The organism is Thioalkalivibrio denitrificans (assembly GCF_002000365.1).
GTDB lineage: Bacteria > Pseudomonadota > Gammaproteobacteria > Ectothiorhodospirales > Ectothiorhodospiraceae > Thioalkalivibrio_A > Thioalkalivibrio_A denitrificans.
The window spans coordinates 25,522-42,432 of the sequence record NZ_MVBK01000010.1; the positions used below are offsets into that span (position 1 = coordinate 25,522).

The window sequence follows — 16,911 nt, forward strand, 5'->3', positions numbered from 1 at the left end:
TTCAGCGTTCCAGGTACTTGAGTTTGTCCGGCTTGCCGTCCCATTCCTCAGCGTCGGGAGGTGCTTCCTTGCGGGTGGTGATCACCGGCCACTGCCGCGACAGCTCCGCGTTGAGCTCCAGGAACGCCTCCTGTCCCTCCGGGATGTCGTCCTCGGGAACGATGGCCTCCGCGGGGCATTCCGGTTCGCACAGGGTGCAGTCGATGCACTCCTCCGGGTCGATCACGAGGAAGTTGGGGCCCTCGTGGAAGCAGTCAACCGGACACACCTCGACGCAGTCGGTGTACTTGCACTTGATGCAGTTTTCGATGACGACGAATGTCATGATGCGTCTCCCTTATACACTTGCGATGAAGTGTATCGGTTCTGAAGTGGGAAGTGCGAGTTGGGAGGTGGGAAAAAGGGCTTCTGCACGCCGCCTGATTGTCGGTGGTCAATTCCCGGTGGCCCGAATGAAGCCAACCGCAACCCGGTGGGGACCGTTCGGCCGGGCACGGGCTGTCCGGACTTCGCGATGCTTTATCCGGATCACCAGTGTCCCGTGAATTCCACCCCGACGTATCCCCGCCGGCTCTCGTCCCGCTGCTCGCGGATGCCCGCCCGAATGCCCGCCTGAACAGTGGAGGATAACTGCAGGCCGGCGAGGAAGGCTCCGTACTGGACGGCCCGGTAGTCCGGGTCGCCCTGCAGGATCAGTTCCGGCCCTGCGCGCAGGCCCGGCCCCACGTCCATGCCCAGGCGGGCCCGGGTCCAGTAGCCTCGCTGGCCGAACACGTAGCTGCCCAGTAGCCCCAGTTCGGCGGATTCCGAGACGGGTTGGTTGTATTCCACCTGTGCCCGAAGACGCCATTGGGCGCCGCGCGCGGCGCTGTCGGGGTCGTCGGGGCTCAGGGTCGTGTCCCGATAGAGGATACCCATCGTGGTGGAGAGTTGGCCGGACCCGACGGGCGTGACATAGCCCAGGGCCGCCTCGGCGCCGAGTCCTTCGGCCTCGATACGCCGACCGTCGCTGTCGTAGCGGTAGGTCAGGTAATCCACCCAGTAGCGCTGGATAAACCCTTCCCCCAAATGACCGCCGAACGCGGGCATCAGCAGGCCCGCGTAACTGTAGCTGCTGCCCGGGGCGAGTTCGGTGCCCGCCAGCCAGAGCCGTTCCTGGGCCGAGGCCGCGGAGGCCGCCAGCAACAGGGCCGTCAGGCAGCAGCGGAGACCGATTCGCGATGTCGCGGATCGGCGTCGGTTTGCACGTCTTGCCATGTGTCCTCGAGATCGAGTTCTCTGACAGATGTCAGGTAAAGGGGGGCGACGGGACTGTCCAGGACCTCGCCAACGCCGGTTCTGGCGATGAAGCTGGCCTGGCGGGTGCGTGTGGTGAGCCGGCCGTGCAGCAGTGCGGCCTCCGGCAGTGGCTCGAAACTCAACAACTGATGGGGGTCATCCACGGATGCCGGCAGGGACAGCAGCCCCAGACTCTGGCCGGGCTGACCCTCCACCTCATAGGTGATGGCGTTCCAGTGTGCCTCGCCGGGCACTTTGCCGCGCCCGCGCCGGAACGGATCGGCCAGCCATTCCAGCGGGGTGCGGCTCTGTTCGCTCAGGCTGTGCAGATGCCACTGCAGGTCGGAGCCGTAGAGGAACAGCTTGAGCAGATCGCGCTCGACCCGGGTCGGCCAGATGAACTCGCAGCCTACGGCGCGTGTGTAGCCTGACTCCACCCCTTCCCCAGGGATGCGTGACATCACCCGGGCATCGAGCGTGCGCTGACCCGAGGGCAGGGCGAGGTCCATGGTGACGACTTCACCCGGCTGGAGGGATTCGGTCATGGGGCCGTAGAGGCGGCATCCGGACGAGGAGATGTCGTCCACCGTCGCCAGCTGCCGCCCGCCCGCGAGATGAAGCCGCGCCGGCAGGGGGATGGGGAACCGGTACTCGCCGCGGCGCTGGTCGCCCCGGTTCAGGGTGAACAGCACCACCGACAGGGCCAGCGCCAGGTTCAGGCTCGCCCACATCACGTTGACCACAGCCGCCTCCACGGGAAGGTGGTTGTCAATGGCCATGAAGAGTGCAAGACCCACGGGCAGGGCAATGGCGTTCAGCGCGAGGATGATGAACTGCGGAGTGAGAAAGCGATAGGTCTCGCGGGTACGGGACAGGCCCTTGGGTGTCACCGCGAAGCGCAGGGCGCGCCGGAACAGGGCGAGCGTAGCCCAGGCAAAGGCGGCGAAACGGCTCATGTTGTACTGCTCGATCAGGACCGAGCGCCCGTAGCCGCGACCCAGTTCCTCGAACAGCCAGAAGGAGAGCACGTAGTAGGGGATGAAGCGCACGAAGAACTCCGCACCCAGCGCGGTGATGGGCATCACGCCGGTGAGCAGCACGATCACCGGGGCCACGTAGAAGATGGCCTTCTGCCAGCCGTCGAAGTAGGTGGACATGGAGGCGAAGTAATTGAGCCGCTGGGCGAGCGTCAGGCCGCGGGCAGTCAGCACGCCTTCCCTGCGCCAGACCTGCATGGCCCCCTGACCCCAGCGGATGCGCTGCTTGAGGAACGGCACCACGTTGGAGGGCGCCAGTCCGAAGGCCAGGGATTCCGGGTGATAAACGGAGCGGTAGCCCAGCTTGTGCAGGCGCAGGGAGGTGTGCAGGTCCTCCGTCACGGTTTCCGTGGCGAAGCCGCCGATGCGCTCCAGCGCGTCGCGCCGCACCACCGCGCAGCTTCCGCAGAAAAAGGCGGCATTCCAGGTGTCCTTGCCCCGCTGGATCACCCGAAAGAACAGGGACTGCTCGGTCCAGACGAAGCGCTTTCCGGGCTGGCGGCGGTGCTGGTAGGAGTCCAGGTTGAAGAAGTCCTGGGGGGTCTGTACGAAGGCCACCTTCTCGTCCTGCACGAAATAGCCCAGGGTGCGTTCCAGGAAGTGGCGCTGGGGCGCGTGGTCGGCGTCGAACACGGCGATGAAGTCCGCGTCCGTTTGGGCCAGGGCATGGTTCAGGTTGCCCGCCTTGGCGTGGGTGTTGTCGGCGCGCGCCAGGTAGTGGGCGCCCAGTTCCTCGGCCAGGGCCTTCATGGCCGGGCGGTTTCCGTCGTCCAGCAGCCAGGTCTCGTGGGGGTAGTCCATGTGCAGCGCGGCGATGAGCGTGTTGCGCACCAGGTCCTCGGACTCGTTGTAGGTGGGGATGAACACGGCCACCTTGAGCCCGTCCGGTACGGGCGGGCTGACCCGTCTGCGCAGACGCCAGGTCATGAAGATGTGCAGCAGGGTGGCGAGAAAGCCGAACAGCTCTGCCCCGTAAATCACGAGGGAGAAGGTCAGCGCGTCGGGATTCAGACTGCCCGCACGCCAGCTCAGGTACCACAGGGCGACGCCGATGAAGATGAAGACCAGCAGCTTGCGGGCGGGATTCAGCTCCTCGTAATCGTGGGTTGGGGGCTTCGGATGTCTCACGGTGCGGGATTGCCGGGCAAGGGTAGAGGCCGTGTTTGCGTTGGTATGCTTTGCCAGTCGCAAGAGTCGGCAGTCGCCCGCGTACTGCTGGGCGGTAGCCACTCATACAGATGAGTTATATTGTGAACTACATCACAAAATGATGCAATGCGCCAAAACGGATGCCGATCAACGAAAACGACCGTTGGTCAGTGGCTTGGGGGTGGTTTGGGATGTGAGGGGTGAGGGGGAAGTGGGAAGGGTGAATTGGGAAGTGGGAAGTGAGGGGTGAGAAGGGAGAAGCGAGGGCCTTAGATTCCAACTTCCCAATTCACCCTTCCCACTTCAACAGCGTTTCCCTCAGCCGATACAGCGCCTCCAGCGCCTGTTTCGGCGAGAGGTCGTCCGGGTCGAGTTCGGAAACCGCTTCGCGCAGGGCCTCCAGTGCTGGGTCCGGGGCAGACGGAGGTGGTGCGCCGGGGGCGAACAGGCCCAGTTGCGGGTCCCGGGCATCGCCGGCCAGGTTCTGGCGTTCCAGTTCCGCAAGACGTTCCCGTGCCTTCCGGATGACGGTGCCGGGCATGCCCGCGAGGGCAGCGACGTGCAGACCGTAGCTCTGGTTGGCCGGACCCTCCTTGACCGCGTGCAGGAACACGATGCGGTTGCCGTGCTCCACGGCGTCGATGTGCACGTTGGCGATGGCCTCGTGCTGGTCGGCCAGGGCCGTGAGTTCGAAGTAGTGGGTGGCGAACAGGGTGAAGGCGCGGTTGTGGCGCGCCAGGTGTTCCGCGCAGGCCCAGGCCAGGGACAGGCCGTCGAAGGTGGAGGTGCCGCGGCCGATCTCATCCATGAGCACGAGGCTGTGTTCGGTGGCGTTGTTGAGGATATTGGCCGCCTCTGTCATCTCCACCATGAACGTGGAGCGCCCGGAGGCCAGGTCGTCCGAGGCACCAATGCGTGTGAAGATGCGGTCCACCGGCCCGAGCACCGCGCGTTCGGCGGGCACGAAACAGCCCACGTGGGCCATCAGCACGATGAGTGCCGTCTGGCGCATGTAGGTGGATTTGCCGCCCATGTTGGGGCCGGTGATCACCAGCATGCGCCGGCCCTCGTCCAGGCGTACGCCGTTCGCGACGAAGGGTTCGTCCAGCACCCGCTCCACCACCGGGTGGCGGCCGTTCTCGATCAGCACTCCCGGCACGTCGCTCATCTCCGGGCGGACATAGCCCAGCGTCTCGGCCCGCTCCGCGAAGCCGGTCAGGACGTCCAGTTCCGCCAGGGCCGCGGCAGTGCGCTGCAGCCCGGGCAGGGGTTCCAGCAGTGCCTGCAGGAGCGCCTCATACAGGGCCTTTTCCCGGGCCAGCGCGCGTTCCCGGGCGGACAGCACCTTGTCCTCGAAGGACTTCAGTTCCGGGGTGATGAAGCGCTCGGCGCCCTTGAGGGTCTGGCGTCGCGTGTAGTCGGCGGGGGCCTTGTCGGCCTGGGCGCGGCTGATCTCGATGTAATACCCGTGCACCCGGTTATAGGCCACCTTGAGATTGCCAATCCCGGTGCGGGCCCGCTCCCGGGTCTCCAGATCCACCAGGAACCGGTCCGCGTTTTCCGACAGGGCCCGCAGTTCGTCCAGTTCCGGGTCGTAGCCTGGCGCGATGACGCCGCCATCGCGTATGAGTACCGGGGGCTGTTCAATGACGGCGCGGGTCAGCAGGTCGACCACCCGGGGGTGCTGGGCCACTGCTTCGGCGAGATCCTGAAGGCGCGGCGCATGGGCACCGGCCAGGCAGGCCTGCAGTTCCGGCAGCACTGCGAGGGAGTCCCGCAGCGTGACCAGGTCCCTGGGGCGGGCGGAACCCAGCGCCACACGAGCCAGGATGCGCTCCAGATCGCCGATGCGCCGCAGGTGCCGATGGATCTCCCGGTGGTCGAGGTAAGCCAGCAGCTCGCCCACTGCACCGTGGCGGGCCTCCAGCACGTCGCGCCGGCGCAGGGGCTGATGGATCCAGCGCGACAGCAGCCGGCTGCCCATGGACGTAGCCGTTTCGTCCAGCACCTCGGCCAGCGTGTGTTCCCGGCCGCCAGAGAGGTTGCGGGTGAGCTCCAGGTTCCGGCGCGTGGCGGCATCCAGGACGATGCCGTCCTCGCGGCGATCCACGCCCAAGCTGTTGATGTGCGGCAGCGCGCTCATCCAGGTGTCCTGCACGTACTGGAGCAGGGCGCCTGCCGCACCGATGGCGAGTCCAAGTTGCTCGCAGCCGAAACCGGACAGGTCGCGGGTGCCGAAGTGGCGCGTCAGCAGGGTCCGGGCCGCCTCCGTCTCGAAATGCCACACGGGCCGGGTGCGGGTGCCCTTGCGCTGGGTGCCCGGAAGCGGTTGGCCCTCCGGCAGCAACAGCTCCGCCGGGCTCAGGCGCTCCAGTTCCGCGGCCAGGGCCTCGGGGCCATCCAGTTCCTGGACGCGGAAGCGGCCGGTGCTCACGTCCAGCGCCGCAAGGCCGTAGCGCCCGTCGTGGCTGCAAGCGGCCACCAGCAGGTTCTCCCGGCGTTCGTCCAGCAGGGCGTCCTCGGTTACGGTGCCGGGGGTGACGATGCGCACCACCTTGCGTTCCACCGGGCCCTTGCTGGCAGCGGGGTCGCCGATCTGTTCGCAGATGGCCACGGACTCGCCCTGGCGGATCAGCCGGCCCAGGTAGCTCTCCACCGCATGCACCGGTACGCCGGCCATGGGGATGGGTTCGCCGGCCGACTGGCCCCGCTTCGTCAGGGTGATGTCCAGCAGACGCGCGGCGCGTACCGCGTCGTCGTAGAACAGCTCATAGAAGTCCCCCATGCGATAAAACATGAGGATGTCCGGGTACCGGGCCTTGATGGCCAGGTACTGCTGCATCATGGGGCTATGCTGCGGGGCCTTGGCGCTGGCGGGGGCGGAGGACATGAGCGGGGATTTTACGCATCCGGTGCGTTGCAAGGCCACCGGGCCGGCCGACCTGGTGCAATGTCCGGGTCAGCCCCTCTCCCGGGGTTGCCTTGACCGGCGTCACGAAGTGTCCCTGTTGTGGCGCCGCCCGTCGGCCGGGCACTGGAGAGATTCGGGATTCCCGCTATATTCTGAAGCTATGAGTGGAACTGACGCGTTCCGACCCCCGTGGCGCCCTGATGGAAGCCACACACCCGCCTGTCCCCGTTCCTGTACTGGAAAGTGCATGATGTATTTCCCGCATCATGCTGAATTCGCTTGAAAGGTCACCTTGGCCCGGCCGGGCCGGGGTGGTTTGTTGTCCGCGAACCGCAAGGAGGTTACGCCTTATGACCACATGGGTGATCGTTGCAGATGCAAGCCGGGCGCGCATATTCAGCGCGGAGAAGTCCTTCAGCGCCCTGGAGCAGATTGAGGAGATTCACCATCCGGAGGGTCGACTCCACGAGCAGGACTTCAACTCGGACCGGCCGGGACGCAGCTTCGACAGCAGCGGCGACGGACGCCATGCCATGGGCAAGGAGGTTCCGCCCAAGAAGCACGAGGCCGTGCGCTTTGCCAAATCCCTCTGCGATCGCCTGAACAATGCCCGGGCCACGGGCGTGTTCGAGAAACTCTACATCGTGGCCTCGCCGTCATTCCTGGGCACTTTGCGCCAGTGCATGAACGAGGTGACGCAAAAATCCATCGCCGGGGAACTGGACAAGAACCTCACCACCCACGACAGTCAGACCATCCGCAGCCATCTGCCGAACTTCCTCTGAACGCCGGCGCCGGGTGACCGCAGCGCGCAAGCGCCGCGGTCACCCGGGATGACATCCGTTTCCGTTAGCCGTTAAAGTGAGCCAAGGGGCCCGCGCGGCGTTTGCGCGCCGAAAAGGGCGCACGGGATCCTCGGGCCATAAGAGGAGAAACCATGAGGGAATTCGAGGAGAAGCGGGGGTTCCACCGGATGGAACTGAATTGCCGGGTCACCCTGATCCTATCGGACGAGAGTGAGACTCTGGAGGCTGAGGGCAGGGATCTGAGCGCACAGGGTTTTTCGTTCCATGCGGATCGTCACTTCGAGCCGGGCGCCAGGCTGGAGGTGACCATCAGCCCCGAGAACGCGGTGGTGCGGCCCCTGCGCGCACGGTTGGAGGTGGTGCGCGCGCAACCGGAGGGGGACGGCTACCTGGTGGGCACCCGGATTCTGGAAATGCTCGAGTAGCACGTGCCGTGCGGGTCCGCCCGCGCCACGCGGCGTATTTCGGCGCGCCCCGCACCGACATGGCCATTCACGAGCCGACCGTGATCCCAGATGACACCCAGCTCGAAGCGCTTGCCCGGGACGTGGGGAACGTCCTGGCCGGTGCCGGCCTGCGTCTGGCCACCGCCGAATCCTGCACCGGCGGCTGGATCGCCAAGCTGGTGACCGATGTGGCCGGCAGCTCCGGGTGGTTCGAGCGGGGTTTCGTCACCTATAGCAATGAGGCAAAGCAGGAACTGCTGGGCGTGCCCGAAGGGTTGCTGGAGCAGCACGGCGCAGTCAGCGAGCCCGTGGTGCGCGCCATGGCGGCCGGCGCCCTCGCGCGCAGCCGCGCGGACCTGTCCCTGGCGGTGAGCGGTGTGGCCGGGCCGGGGGGCGGTTCCGCCGCCAAGCCGGTAGGCACCGTCTGGCTGGCCTGGGCCGGCGCCGGCGGCGAAAGCGTCACCAGGCAATTCCATTTCGACGGCGACCGCGACGCCGTGCGCCGCCAGGCGGCGGCGGTGGCGCTGGAAGGTATTCTTTCCAGGCTTTCGAGGTAACCGTGGAACAGACTGACGACCACACTAAGCGGCTGTTTTTTGCGCTCTGGCCGTCGGACGAGGAGCGGCGCGCGTTGGCCCGGTGGCGGGACGGACTCGCGGGTGTGCGCGGGCGGTCTGTGCCCGCGGGCAACCTGCATCTCACCCTGGCATTTGCCGGCAACGTGGACCCGGCCGTTGCCGAGTGCCTGGCGGCGCGTGCCGAGCGCGTGCGCGGTGTTCCGTTCAACCTGGTTCTCGATCGCACGGGCCTGTTCAGGCGCGGCCTGCTCTGGGCGGGCACGCAGGCGTGTCCTGAACCGCTGGCGGCCCTGGCGAACGACCTTGCCGCGGTGCTGGCCGATTGCGGCATTGCACCGGATCCGCGGCCCTTCCATCCCCACGTGACATTGTTCCGCAACGTCAGGGGCCGGGCGCCCGTACCGGATCCGCCGGCGCAGGTCTGGCGGGCGGATCGCTTCTGTCTCGTGCATTCGCGACCGGGCGCCGGTTACGCGGTGCTCAAGTCCTATCCGCTGTGCGGAGATGGCCCGGGTTCGCTTTCGGAGCACTCCGCTTCTGTGAAATAATCCGGGGCTCTGCAGACCGGCGGGAAGCCGGTTTCCGGCACCGTGTCCCCGGACCGGGCACACATCGTTTTCAACGGATTTGCGAGGACTTAACGTGGACGAAAACCGCAAGAAGGCCCTGTCCGCCGCACTGGGGCAGATCGAGCGTCAATTCGGCAAGGGTGCCGTGATGCGCATGGGCGACAGTTCGGCGGTACGCGACGTGGAGGCCATATCCACCGGTTCCCTGGCGCTGGATATCGCGCTGGGTATCGGCGGCCTGCCCAAGGGACGGGTGGTGGAGATTTACGGTCCGGAATCATCGGGCAAGACGACGCTCACGCTGCAGGTGATTGCCGAATGCCAGAAGGAGGGCGGTACCGCCGCGTTCGTGGATGCCGAGCACGCCCTGGACCCGGGCTACGCGGAAAAGCTCGGCGTCAATGTGGACGACCTGCTGGTGTCCCAGCCCGACACCGGCGAGCAGGCACTGGAGATCGCCGACATGCTGGTGCGCTCCGGTGCCGTGGACGTGGTGGTGGTGGATTCGGTGGCCGCGCTCACCCCCAAGGCCGAGATCGAGGGCGAAATGGGCGATACCCACGTGGGCCTTCAGGCGCGGCTCATGTCCCAGGCGCTTCGCAAGCTCACCGCCAACATCAAGCGTTCCAACACCCTGGTGATCTTCATCAACCAGATCCGCATGAAGATCGGTGTCATGTTCGGCAACCCCGAGACCACCACCGGCGGCAACGCCCTCAAGTTCTATTCCTCCGTGCGCCTGGACATCCGCCGCATCGGCGCGATCAAGAAGGGCGACGAGGTGATCGGCAACGAGACCCGCGTGAAGGTGGTGAAGAACAAGGTGGCCCCGCCCTTCAAGCAGGCCGAGTTCGAGATCCTCTACGGCGAGGGTATCTCGCGCCTGGGCGAGGTCATCGACATGGGCGTCAAGGACGGCATCGTGGACAAGTCCGGCGCCTGGTACAGCTACAACGGCGAGCGTATCGGTCAGGGCAAGGACAACGCCCGAACCTTCCTCAAGGAACATCCGGAGATGGCCCAGGATATCGAGCGCCAGATCCGCGAGAAGCACCTGCCCAAGCGGGTGCCCCAGACGGATGAGGCGGAATCCGCCGAAGCCTGAGTACCAGGCGGACCCCTATGCCGACGCGGTGAGGCTGCAGGCCCGCCGCGAGCACAGCCGGTCTGAACTGCGGCGCAAGCTCGTTCACAAGGGCCATCAGGCCGACGCGGTGGACGAGGCACTGGACCGGCTGGCCGCGCAGCGCTTTCAGAGCGACGCGCGTTTCGTCGATACCTTCGTGCGCCACCGGGTCCAACAGGGATACGGGCCCGTGCGTATCGCCGCCGAACTGCGCGAGCGGGGCGTGGACGGGGCCGATGTGGAAGCGGGCATCGCTTCCGCCGAGGCCGACTGGCAGGTCCTGGCCCGCGAGGCGGCCCTGAAACGCTTTGGCGAGGCTCCCGCTGCGGATGCGCGGGAATGGGCCAAGCGTGCGCGCTACCTGCAGTCCCGGGGTTTCCCCGCGGACATGGTGCGGCGAGCGCTGAAGAGATGATTCAAGATTCAAAATTCAAGATTCAAAGGGAAATCGTAACCTCCCCCTTGAATCTTGAATTTTGAATCTTGAATTCGATCCACACGAGACCTTTATGAAAAGCGCCGAACTGAGAACAAGCTTCCTCGAGTACTTCAGGTCCAAGGGCCATGAGCTCGTGGCCTCCAGCCCGCTCATCCCGGCCAACGACCCGACGCTGCTGTTCACCAACGCCGGCATGGTGCAGTTCAAGGATGTCTTCCTGGGTCGCGAACATCGCCCCTACAAGCGCGCGGCCAGCTCGCAGCGCTGCGTGCGTGCCGGCGGCAAGCACAATGATCTGGAAAACGTGGGCTACACGGCGCGTCACCACACCTTCTTCGAGATGCTGGGCAACTTCAGCTTCGGCGACTACTTCAAGCGCGAGGCCATCGAGTTCGCCTGGGAATACCTCACCCGGGTCCTGAAACTTCCCGAGGAAAAGCTCTGGGTGACCGTGTTCGAGGAGGACGATGAAGCCGCGGACATCTGGCTCAAGCACATCGGCGTGAACCCCGAGCGCTTCGCGCGCATCGGTGCCTCCGACAACTTCTGGGCCATGGGCGACACCGGCCCCTGTGGTCCCTGCACCGAGATCTTTTACGACCATGGCCCCGAGGTCGAGGGCGGACCGCCCGGGTCCCCCGAGGCCGACGGCGACCGCTACATCGAGATCTGGAATCTCGTGTTCATGCAGTACAACCGCGACAAGAGCGGTGAGCTGACGCCGCTGCCCAGCCCCTCCGTGGATACCGGTATGGGTCTGGAGCGCCTGGCGGCCGTGATGCAGGGGGTGCATTCCAACTACGAGATCGATCTCTTCCAGAATCTAATCCGCGCCATCCGCGACATGGCCGGCGACGCGGACCCCGACAGTCCGTCGCTGCGCGTGATCGCCGATCACATCCGATCCTGCAGCTTCCTGATCACCGACGGCGTGATGCCCGCCAATGAAGGCCGCGGCTACGTGTTGCGCCGGATCATCCGCCGCGCCGCCCGCCACGGTCACAAACTGGGCCTGACCGATCCGTTCTTCCATCGCCTGGTGGGCCCGTTGGCCGCCGAGATGGGCGAGGCCTTCCCGGAGCTGGTCAAGGCGCAACCCATGGTGGAGCGTGTCCTGCGCCAGGAGGAGGAGCGCTTCGCCGAAACGCTTGAGAAGGGCCTGCGCATCCTCGAGGATGACATCGCGAAACTGGCCGGCACCGAGATCCCCGGCCACACCATCTTCCTGCTCTACGACACCTACGGCTTTCCCGTGGACCTCACCGGCGATATCGCCCGCGAGCGGGGCCTGACCCTGGACATGGCGGGCTTCGAGGCAGAGATGGATGCCCAGCGCGAGCGCGCCCGGGCGGCCAGCCACTTCGAGGCCGACTACCACGGCAAGATCGACATCGAGGGCGAGAGCACCTTCACCGGCTACGATCACCTGGATGGCAGCGGCCGCGTGGTGGCGCTCATCAAGAACGGCGAGCCCTCGGATGTCCTGGAGTCCGGGGATCACGGTTTGGTGGTGCTGGACGAGACGCCGTTCTACGCGGAGTCCGGCGGGCAGGTGGGTGACACCGGCGAACTGCTGGGAGAGGGCGTCGTGTTCGAGGTCACCGACACCCGCAAGCACGGAGCCGCGCACGCGCATGTGGGGCGCGTGCTGGAGGGCCGCATCGCCCGGGGCGACATGCTGGGCGCCAAGGTGGATCGGGAACGTCGCCAGGCGGTGGTGCTCAACCACTCCGCGACGCATCTTATGCATGCTGCGCTTCGCGAGGTGCTGGGCGATCACGTGCAGCAGAAGGGTTCCCTGGTGGCGCCCGACCGGCTGCGGTTTGACTTCTCCCACTTCCAGCCCGTCACCGACGAGGAACTGGAACGCATCGAGCGCCGCGTGAACGAGGCCATCCGCGCCAACGCCGAGACCCAGGCGCGCATCATGCCGCTGCAGGCCGCCCTGGATGCCGGGGCCATGGCGCTGTTCGGCGAGAAGTACGGCGACGACGTGCGCGTGCTCTCCATGGGTGATTTTTCCACGGAGCTGTGCGGCGGCACCCACGTGCGCCGCACCGGCGACATCGGCCTGTTCAAGATCGTCTCCGAATCCGGCGTGGCCTCGGGCATCCGCCGCATCGAGGCCGTCACCGGCGAGAACGCCCTCAACTACATCCGCCAGACCGAAGAGAACCTGGACCGTGTGGCGGAACGGGTCCGCGCCGGGCGCGGCGATCTGGACGAGAAGGTGGGCCAGCTGGTGGAGCGCACCCGACAGCTGGAGAAGGAACTGGAGACCCTCAAGGCAAAGCTGGCCAGCCAGGCGGGCTCGAGCCTCGCGGACCAGGCCGTCGACGTGGGCGGCATCAAGGTGCTGGCCGCGCACCTGGAGGGGGCCGATCCCAAGTCCCTTCGCGACACCGTGGACCAGCTCAAGAACAAGCTGGGCGAGGCGGCCGTGGTGCTGGCCACCGTGAGTGACGGCAAGGTGAGCCTGGTGGCCGGGGTAACGAAGGGCCAGACTGGGCGCATCAAGGCCGGCGAACTGGTCAACGCCGTCGCCAGCCAGGTGGGCGGCAAGGGCGGTGGACGCCCGGACATGGCCATGGCCGGCGGTTCCGACGCGGCGGCATTGCCCGGGGCCCTGGCGTCCGTGCCCGACTGGATCCGCCAGCGTCTTAACCCGAATGTTTCATGAATTGCGCGCGCCCTGGCTTGTCTCTTGTCCGCACAGGGGATTTTCCTCAGTCGGCCGTATAGCCCGATACGGCGCTCCCTCGGAAAATCCCCTGTGCGACCAATATCCTGCGCGATCATCGCGCGAATTCATGAAACATTCGGGTTAACTGACATATCCCCTTCATAATTTGCGGGGTTCGTGTTTTAATGGCCGCCCCGAAATGCGGCACTGCACAAACATGGTGCGTCTGGCGGCCCTGGGCTGCTAACACAGGGAAAGCAATGGCATTGATCGTCCAGAAATACGGCGGAACCTCCGTCGGCAGCGTGGAGCGCATCCAGCACGTGGCCGACAAGGTGCTGGATTACCGCCGCCAGGGTCATGACGTGGTGGTCGTGGTCTCCGCCATGAGCGGTGAGACGGACCGTCTGCTGGGTCTGGCGCGCGATATCAACGCCCGCCCCGAGGGTCGCGAACTGGACGTGCTGCTGTCCACCGGCGAGCAGGTCACCATCGCCCTGCTGGCCATGGCCCTCGAGGGCCGCGGCTGCCCGGCACGCTCCTACACCGGCGCCCAGGTGCACATCCTCACTGACAGCGCCCACAACAAGGCCCGCATCCGGGACATCGACGGTGCCCGCGTGCGCCGGGATCTCGCCGACGGCCGCGTGGTGGTGGTGGCCGGTTTCCAGGGCGTCGATGAGCATGGCAACATCACCACACTGGGCCGTGGCGGTTCCGATACCACCGCCGTGGCGCTGGCCGCCGCCCTGAAAGCGGACGAATGCCAGATCTATACTGATGTGGATGGCGTTTACACCACCGACCCGCGGGTCGCGGCCAACGCCCGGCGCCTTGAGCGCATCACCTTCGAGGAGATGCTCGAGATGGCGAGCCTCGGTTCCAAGGTGCTGCAGATCCGGGCCGTGGAGTTCGCCGGCAAGTACAACGTACCACTGCGTGTGTTGTCCTCCTTCCAGGAAGGGCCGGGCACGCTGATCACTTTTGAGGAAGACGGAATGGAACAGGCGCTGATATCCGGCATCGCGTTCAATCAGAACGAGGCCCAGGTCACCATCCTGGGCGTGCCCGACCAGCCCGGTGTGGCCTGGCGTATCCTGGGCCCCATTTCCGACGCCAATATTGAGGTGGACATGATCGTGCAGAACGTGGGGGCCGACGGCACCACGGACTTCACGTTCACGGTGCACCGCAACGACTACGATAAGGCCCTGGCCATCCTCCAGGGCCTTCCGGAGAAACTTCACGCCCGGCAGATCTCGGGCGATCCTAAGATAGTGAAGATTTCGCTGGTGGGTGTGGGCATGCGGTCCCACGCCGGAATCGCCAGCAAGATGTTCGAGGCCCTGGCCGGAGAAGGCATCAATATCCGCATGATCTCCACATCGGAGATCAAGATCTCGGTGGTTGTTGATGAAAAGTATCTGGAACTCGGTGTCAGGGCCTTGCACGACGCCTTCGAACTGGAGTCGCCGCAGCAGGGACGATAGAAGCCGGAGAACGCGGCATGTTCGTGGGCATGAGGACGTCGGACTGACAGGCCGGCGATTGGACCCAGGTGATTGAAGCAAATGGAGTAAGGACTATGTTGATCTTGACCCGCAGAGTAGGAGAGACACTCATGATCGGTGACCAGGTTTCGGTGACCGTGCTGGGTGTGAAGGGCAATCAGGTGCGAATCGGAATCAACGCGCCCAAGGACGTTGCCGTCCATCGCGAGGAAATTTACGACCGCATCAAGCGCGAAGGCGAAGACGGGTCGGCCTCGGCCGGCAACTGAAAGCCCGCGAACCTTTACCCGCCAGGGACCGGCGGGTATTCTAGCCGCCTGACCCACGCGGGCTCGGGCGTGTGCGGGTGTTCCGGAGAGATGGCCGAGTGGTCGAAGGCGCTCCCCTGCTAAGGGAGTATGGGTCAAAAGCCCATCGAGGGTTCGAATCCCTCTCTCTCCGCCATATTTCAAACCAAGAGGGGCCCCGGCTTGTTCGGGGCCCCTCTTGGTTTGGAATGTGATGAACGACGGATTCGAACCCGAGATTGTGGGAATGATGGTTCGATCAGATCGGCAGGAAGCCGATCTGACGTTGCGCGCAGCGCAACGCCCCGAAGGGGCGGGCGACATGGAAGTCGCCCGTCAATCCCTCTCTCCGCCATATTCAAACGAACGGGGCCTCGGCATTGTCGGGGCCTTTTCTTTTGACAAGGTGATGTGGACCAGATTCGAACCCTCAGTATCAAGCCGACAACCAGAAGCCGATGCGTCCCGTAACCTCACGGATTTTCCCTCTCCCTCAGGGAGAGGGTAGGGTGAGGGTGGTTTTCATCGCCACGGCAGAGGATTTCATGACGAAGTATCTGGGACTCGACGGCTGCAGGGCCGGCTGGTTCATGGTCTCCATGGACGAGGACGGTGATGCTGACTTCAGGATGCTGTGTGCCATTGATGAACTGTCCGCATATCTCCCGGATGCGGCAGTCGCGCTGATTGATGTGCCCATCGGGTTGCGTGGTCGGCACACGGACGAGCGGCAGTGCGACCGGGAGGCGCGCAAGCGGCTTCCCCCCGGTCGCAAATCGAGCGTGTTTCCTGCGCCCTCCCGTTGCGCCCTGGATGGCAATTCATATGCGGAGGCCAGCGAGCTCAACAGGGCGTGCACCGGCCGCGGGCTTTCCCGGCAGACGTTCGCCATCATTCCGAAGATATGCGAGGTGGACCGGTTTATGGGGGTGACGCCCTACCGACACAAGGTCCGCGAGATTCACCCGGAGGTGTGCTTCTGGGCGCTGAACGGCGAGAGGGCGATGACGTTCAGGAAGAAGAGCCGGGCGGGTTACGAGGAACGGTTGGCCGTCCTGGAGCGTTACTGTCCCGGTGCCGCCAGCCTCGTGGCCCGTGCCCTTGGGACATACAGGCGGCGTGAGGTGGCGCGGGACGACGTTCTGGATGCCTTCGTGGGTGCGGTGACGGCCGCACACCATGGCTCGCTTAAGCAGGTTCCCGACGTTCCGGAACGGGATGAGACAGGGTTGCCGATGGAGATCGTGTTCGCGATGACGGTATAGGCCTTCGCGTGCCGGAAAGGGCGCACGGTTTCCGGCTCATGCAACAGGTACACTGCCCATTCCTCGGGTGAGTGGAGCACGCTGATGATCGTGTTTCGTCGTTGCGGTTCGGTATTGTTCCTGCTGCTTTATTTGGTGCTTCTTCACGGCTGCGCTTCCATGCTAGCCCGGACCGAGCCGCCGCGGGTTCACCTGGTGGGATTGCAGCTCCAGCAGATGGACCTGTTCGAGCAGCGGTACCTGGTCCGACTGCGGGTACAGAATCCCAACGATTTTCCCTTGAGGGTCCGGGGGCTGGATTTCCGGGTGGATATCGATGGAGAGCGGTTTGCCGACGGCGTGTCCAATCGACCGCTGGAGGTGCCGGCCTTCGGCGAGGCGCTGGCGGAGGTGGAGGTGTCGTCGAGCCTGTGGTCGCTGGCGCGCCGGTTGCGTGATGCGGGTGAGGCGGGTGTCGGGGCGATGGAGTATCGGCTGCACGGGCGAGTTGCCCTCACGGGGTACGCGGTGCCGCTCGGCTTCGAGTCTTCCGGAAACCTGGGCGCGCTGGTTCCGGTGCGTTGAGTTTCTTTGGTGTCTGAAACCGGCTTCGTGTGGAACACCTGTCTGGCCAGGGGCTCAAGCCACATCGTAGGCGCGGTGACCCCGCCGCGAATGCCCCGGCACGATTGATCTCCGCCTTCGGCCCGAGGGCGGGCCTCCTACATGCGGTACCGAGATATGGGTATGAGATATGCGGGCTAGATGTGATCTCTCAATACGTTGTTCATCCGGGGTGAGCTGCTGGCAGGCAGGACCGATTGTAGGAGCCCAGCCCTCTGGGCGA

The 16,911-nt window shown here is 65.4% G+C and carries 15 protein-coding genes and 1 tRNA gene; 12 read left to right on the top strand and 4 right to left on the bottom strand.

Annotation, left to right across the window (positions count from 1 at the left end; genetic code table 11):
* Position 1: 1 nt before the first annotated feature.
* The 4 genes from fdxA to mutS all read right to left on the bottom strand — a co-directional run bounded on the left by fdxA (position 2) and on the right by mutS (position 6,354).
* A complete protein-coding gene (fdxA, locus tag B1C78_RS01965) occupies positions 2-325 on the bottom strand; it encodes a ferredoxin FdxA (RefSeq protein WP_077277461.1) in 324 nt (107 codons plus the stop codon).
* Between the two features lie 203 nt (positions 326-528).
* Entirely contained in the window at positions 529-1,257 is a 729-nt protein-coding gene (gene bcsS, locus B1C78_RS01970) for a cellulose biosynthesis protein BcsS (RefSeq protein ID WP_077277462.1), read from the bottom strand.
* Positions 1,194-3,443: a glycosyltransferase gene (locus tag B1C78_RS01975; RefSeq protein WP_077277463.1), complete on the bottom strand. Its 2,250-nt coding sequence runs from the start codon at positions 3,441-3,443 to the stop codon at positions 1,194-1,196. The genes bcsS and B1C78_RS01975 overlap by 64 nt, the downstream gene beginning before the upstream one ends.
* Before the next feature lie 310 nt (positions 3,444-3,753).
* Positions 3,754-6,354: a DNA mismatch repair protein MutS gene (gene mutS / locus B1C78_RS01980; protein ID WP_077277464.1), complete on the bottom strand. Its 2,601-nt coding sequence runs from the start codon at positions 6,352-6,354 to the stop codon at positions 3,754-3,756.
* A 371-nt stretch (positions 6,355-6,725) separates the two neighbouring features.
* Here mutS and B1C78_RS01985 point away from each other — a divergent pair, with 371 nt between their 5' ends.
* The 12 genes from B1C78_RS01985 to B1C78_RS02040 all read left to right on the top strand — a co-directional run bounded on the left by B1C78_RS01985 (position 6,726) and on the right by B1C78_RS02040 (position 16,649).
* Complete coding sequence (locus B1C78_RS01985) at positions 6,726-7,160, top strand: host attachment protein (protein WP_077277465.1); 435 nt, start codon at positions 6,726-6,728, stop codon at positions 7,158-7,160.
* A gap of 152 nt (positions 7,161-7,312) precedes the next feature.
* Positions 7,313-7,606 carry a PilZ domain-containing protein gene (locus tag B1C78_RS01990; protein ID WP_077277466.1) on the top strand — a complete coding sequence of 98 codons (294 nt, stop codon included), beginning with the start codon at positions 7,313-7,315 and terminating at the stop codon, positions 7,604-7,606.
* Positions 7,607-7,665: 59 nt separating this feature from the next.
* Positions 7,666-8,184, top strand: coding sequence for a nicotinamide-nucleotide amidase (gene pncC / locus B1C78_RS01995; protein ID WP_077277507.1), 519 nt, complete (start codon positions 7,666-7,668; stop codon positions 8,182-8,184).
* 2 nt (positions 8,185-8,186) lie between these two features.
* A complete protein-coding gene (thpR, locus tag B1C78_RS02000) occupies positions 8,187-8,753 on the top strand; it encodes an RNA 2',3'-cyclic phosphodiesterase (protein ID WP_077277467.1) in 567 nt (188 codons plus the stop codon).
* Between the two features lie 94 nt (positions 8,754-8,847).
* Positions 8,848-9,879 (top strand): recombinase RecA, encoded by a 1,032-nt coding sequence (recA, locus tag B1C78_RS02005; protein ID WP_077277468.1) that lies wholly within the window; start codon positions 8,848-8,850, stop codon positions 9,877-9,879.
* Positions 9,854-10,315 (top strand): regulatory protein RecX, encoded by a 462-nt coding sequence (locus B1C78_RS02010; RefSeq protein ID WP_245795271.1) that lies wholly within the window; start codon positions 9,854-9,856, stop codon positions 10,313-10,315. The genes recA and B1C78_RS02010 overlap by 26 nt, the downstream gene beginning before the upstream one ends.
* Before the next feature lie 94 nt (positions 10,316-10,409).
* Complete coding sequence (gene alaS, locus B1C78_RS02015; protein ID WP_077277509.1) at positions 10,410-13,019, top strand: alanine--tRNA ligase; 2,610 nt, start codon at positions 10,410-10,412, stop codon at positions 13,017-13,019.
* Between the two features lie 263 nt (positions 13,020-13,282).
* Positions 13,283-14,512, top strand: coding sequence for an aspartate kinase (locus tag B1C78_RS02020; RefSeq protein ID WP_077277469.1), 1,230 nt, complete (start codon positions 13,283-13,285; stop codon positions 14,510-14,512).
* Between the two features lie 95 nt (positions 14,513-14,607).
* Entirely contained in the window at positions 14,608-14,802 is a 195-nt protein-coding gene (gene csrA, locus B1C78_RS02025) for a carbon storage regulator CsrA (protein ID WP_077277470.1), read from the top strand.
* A gap of 84 nt (positions 14,803-14,886) precedes the next feature.
* Positions 14,887-14,977, top strand: a tRNA-Ser gene (locus B1C78_RS02030).
* A 388-nt stretch (positions 14,978-15,365) separates the two neighbouring features.
* Entirely contained in the window at positions 15,366-16,085 is a 720-nt protein-coding gene (locus tag B1C78_RS02035; RefSeq protein WP_175628203.1) for a DUF429 domain-containing protein, read from the top strand.
* A 159-nt stretch (positions 16,086-16,244) separates the two neighbouring features.
* Complete coding sequence (locus B1C78_RS02040; protein ID WP_245795272.1) at positions 16,245-16,649, top strand: LEA/WHy family protein; 405 nt, start codon at positions 16,245-16,247, stop codon at positions 16,647-16,649.
* Positions 16,650-16,911 lie beyond the last annotated feature (262 nt).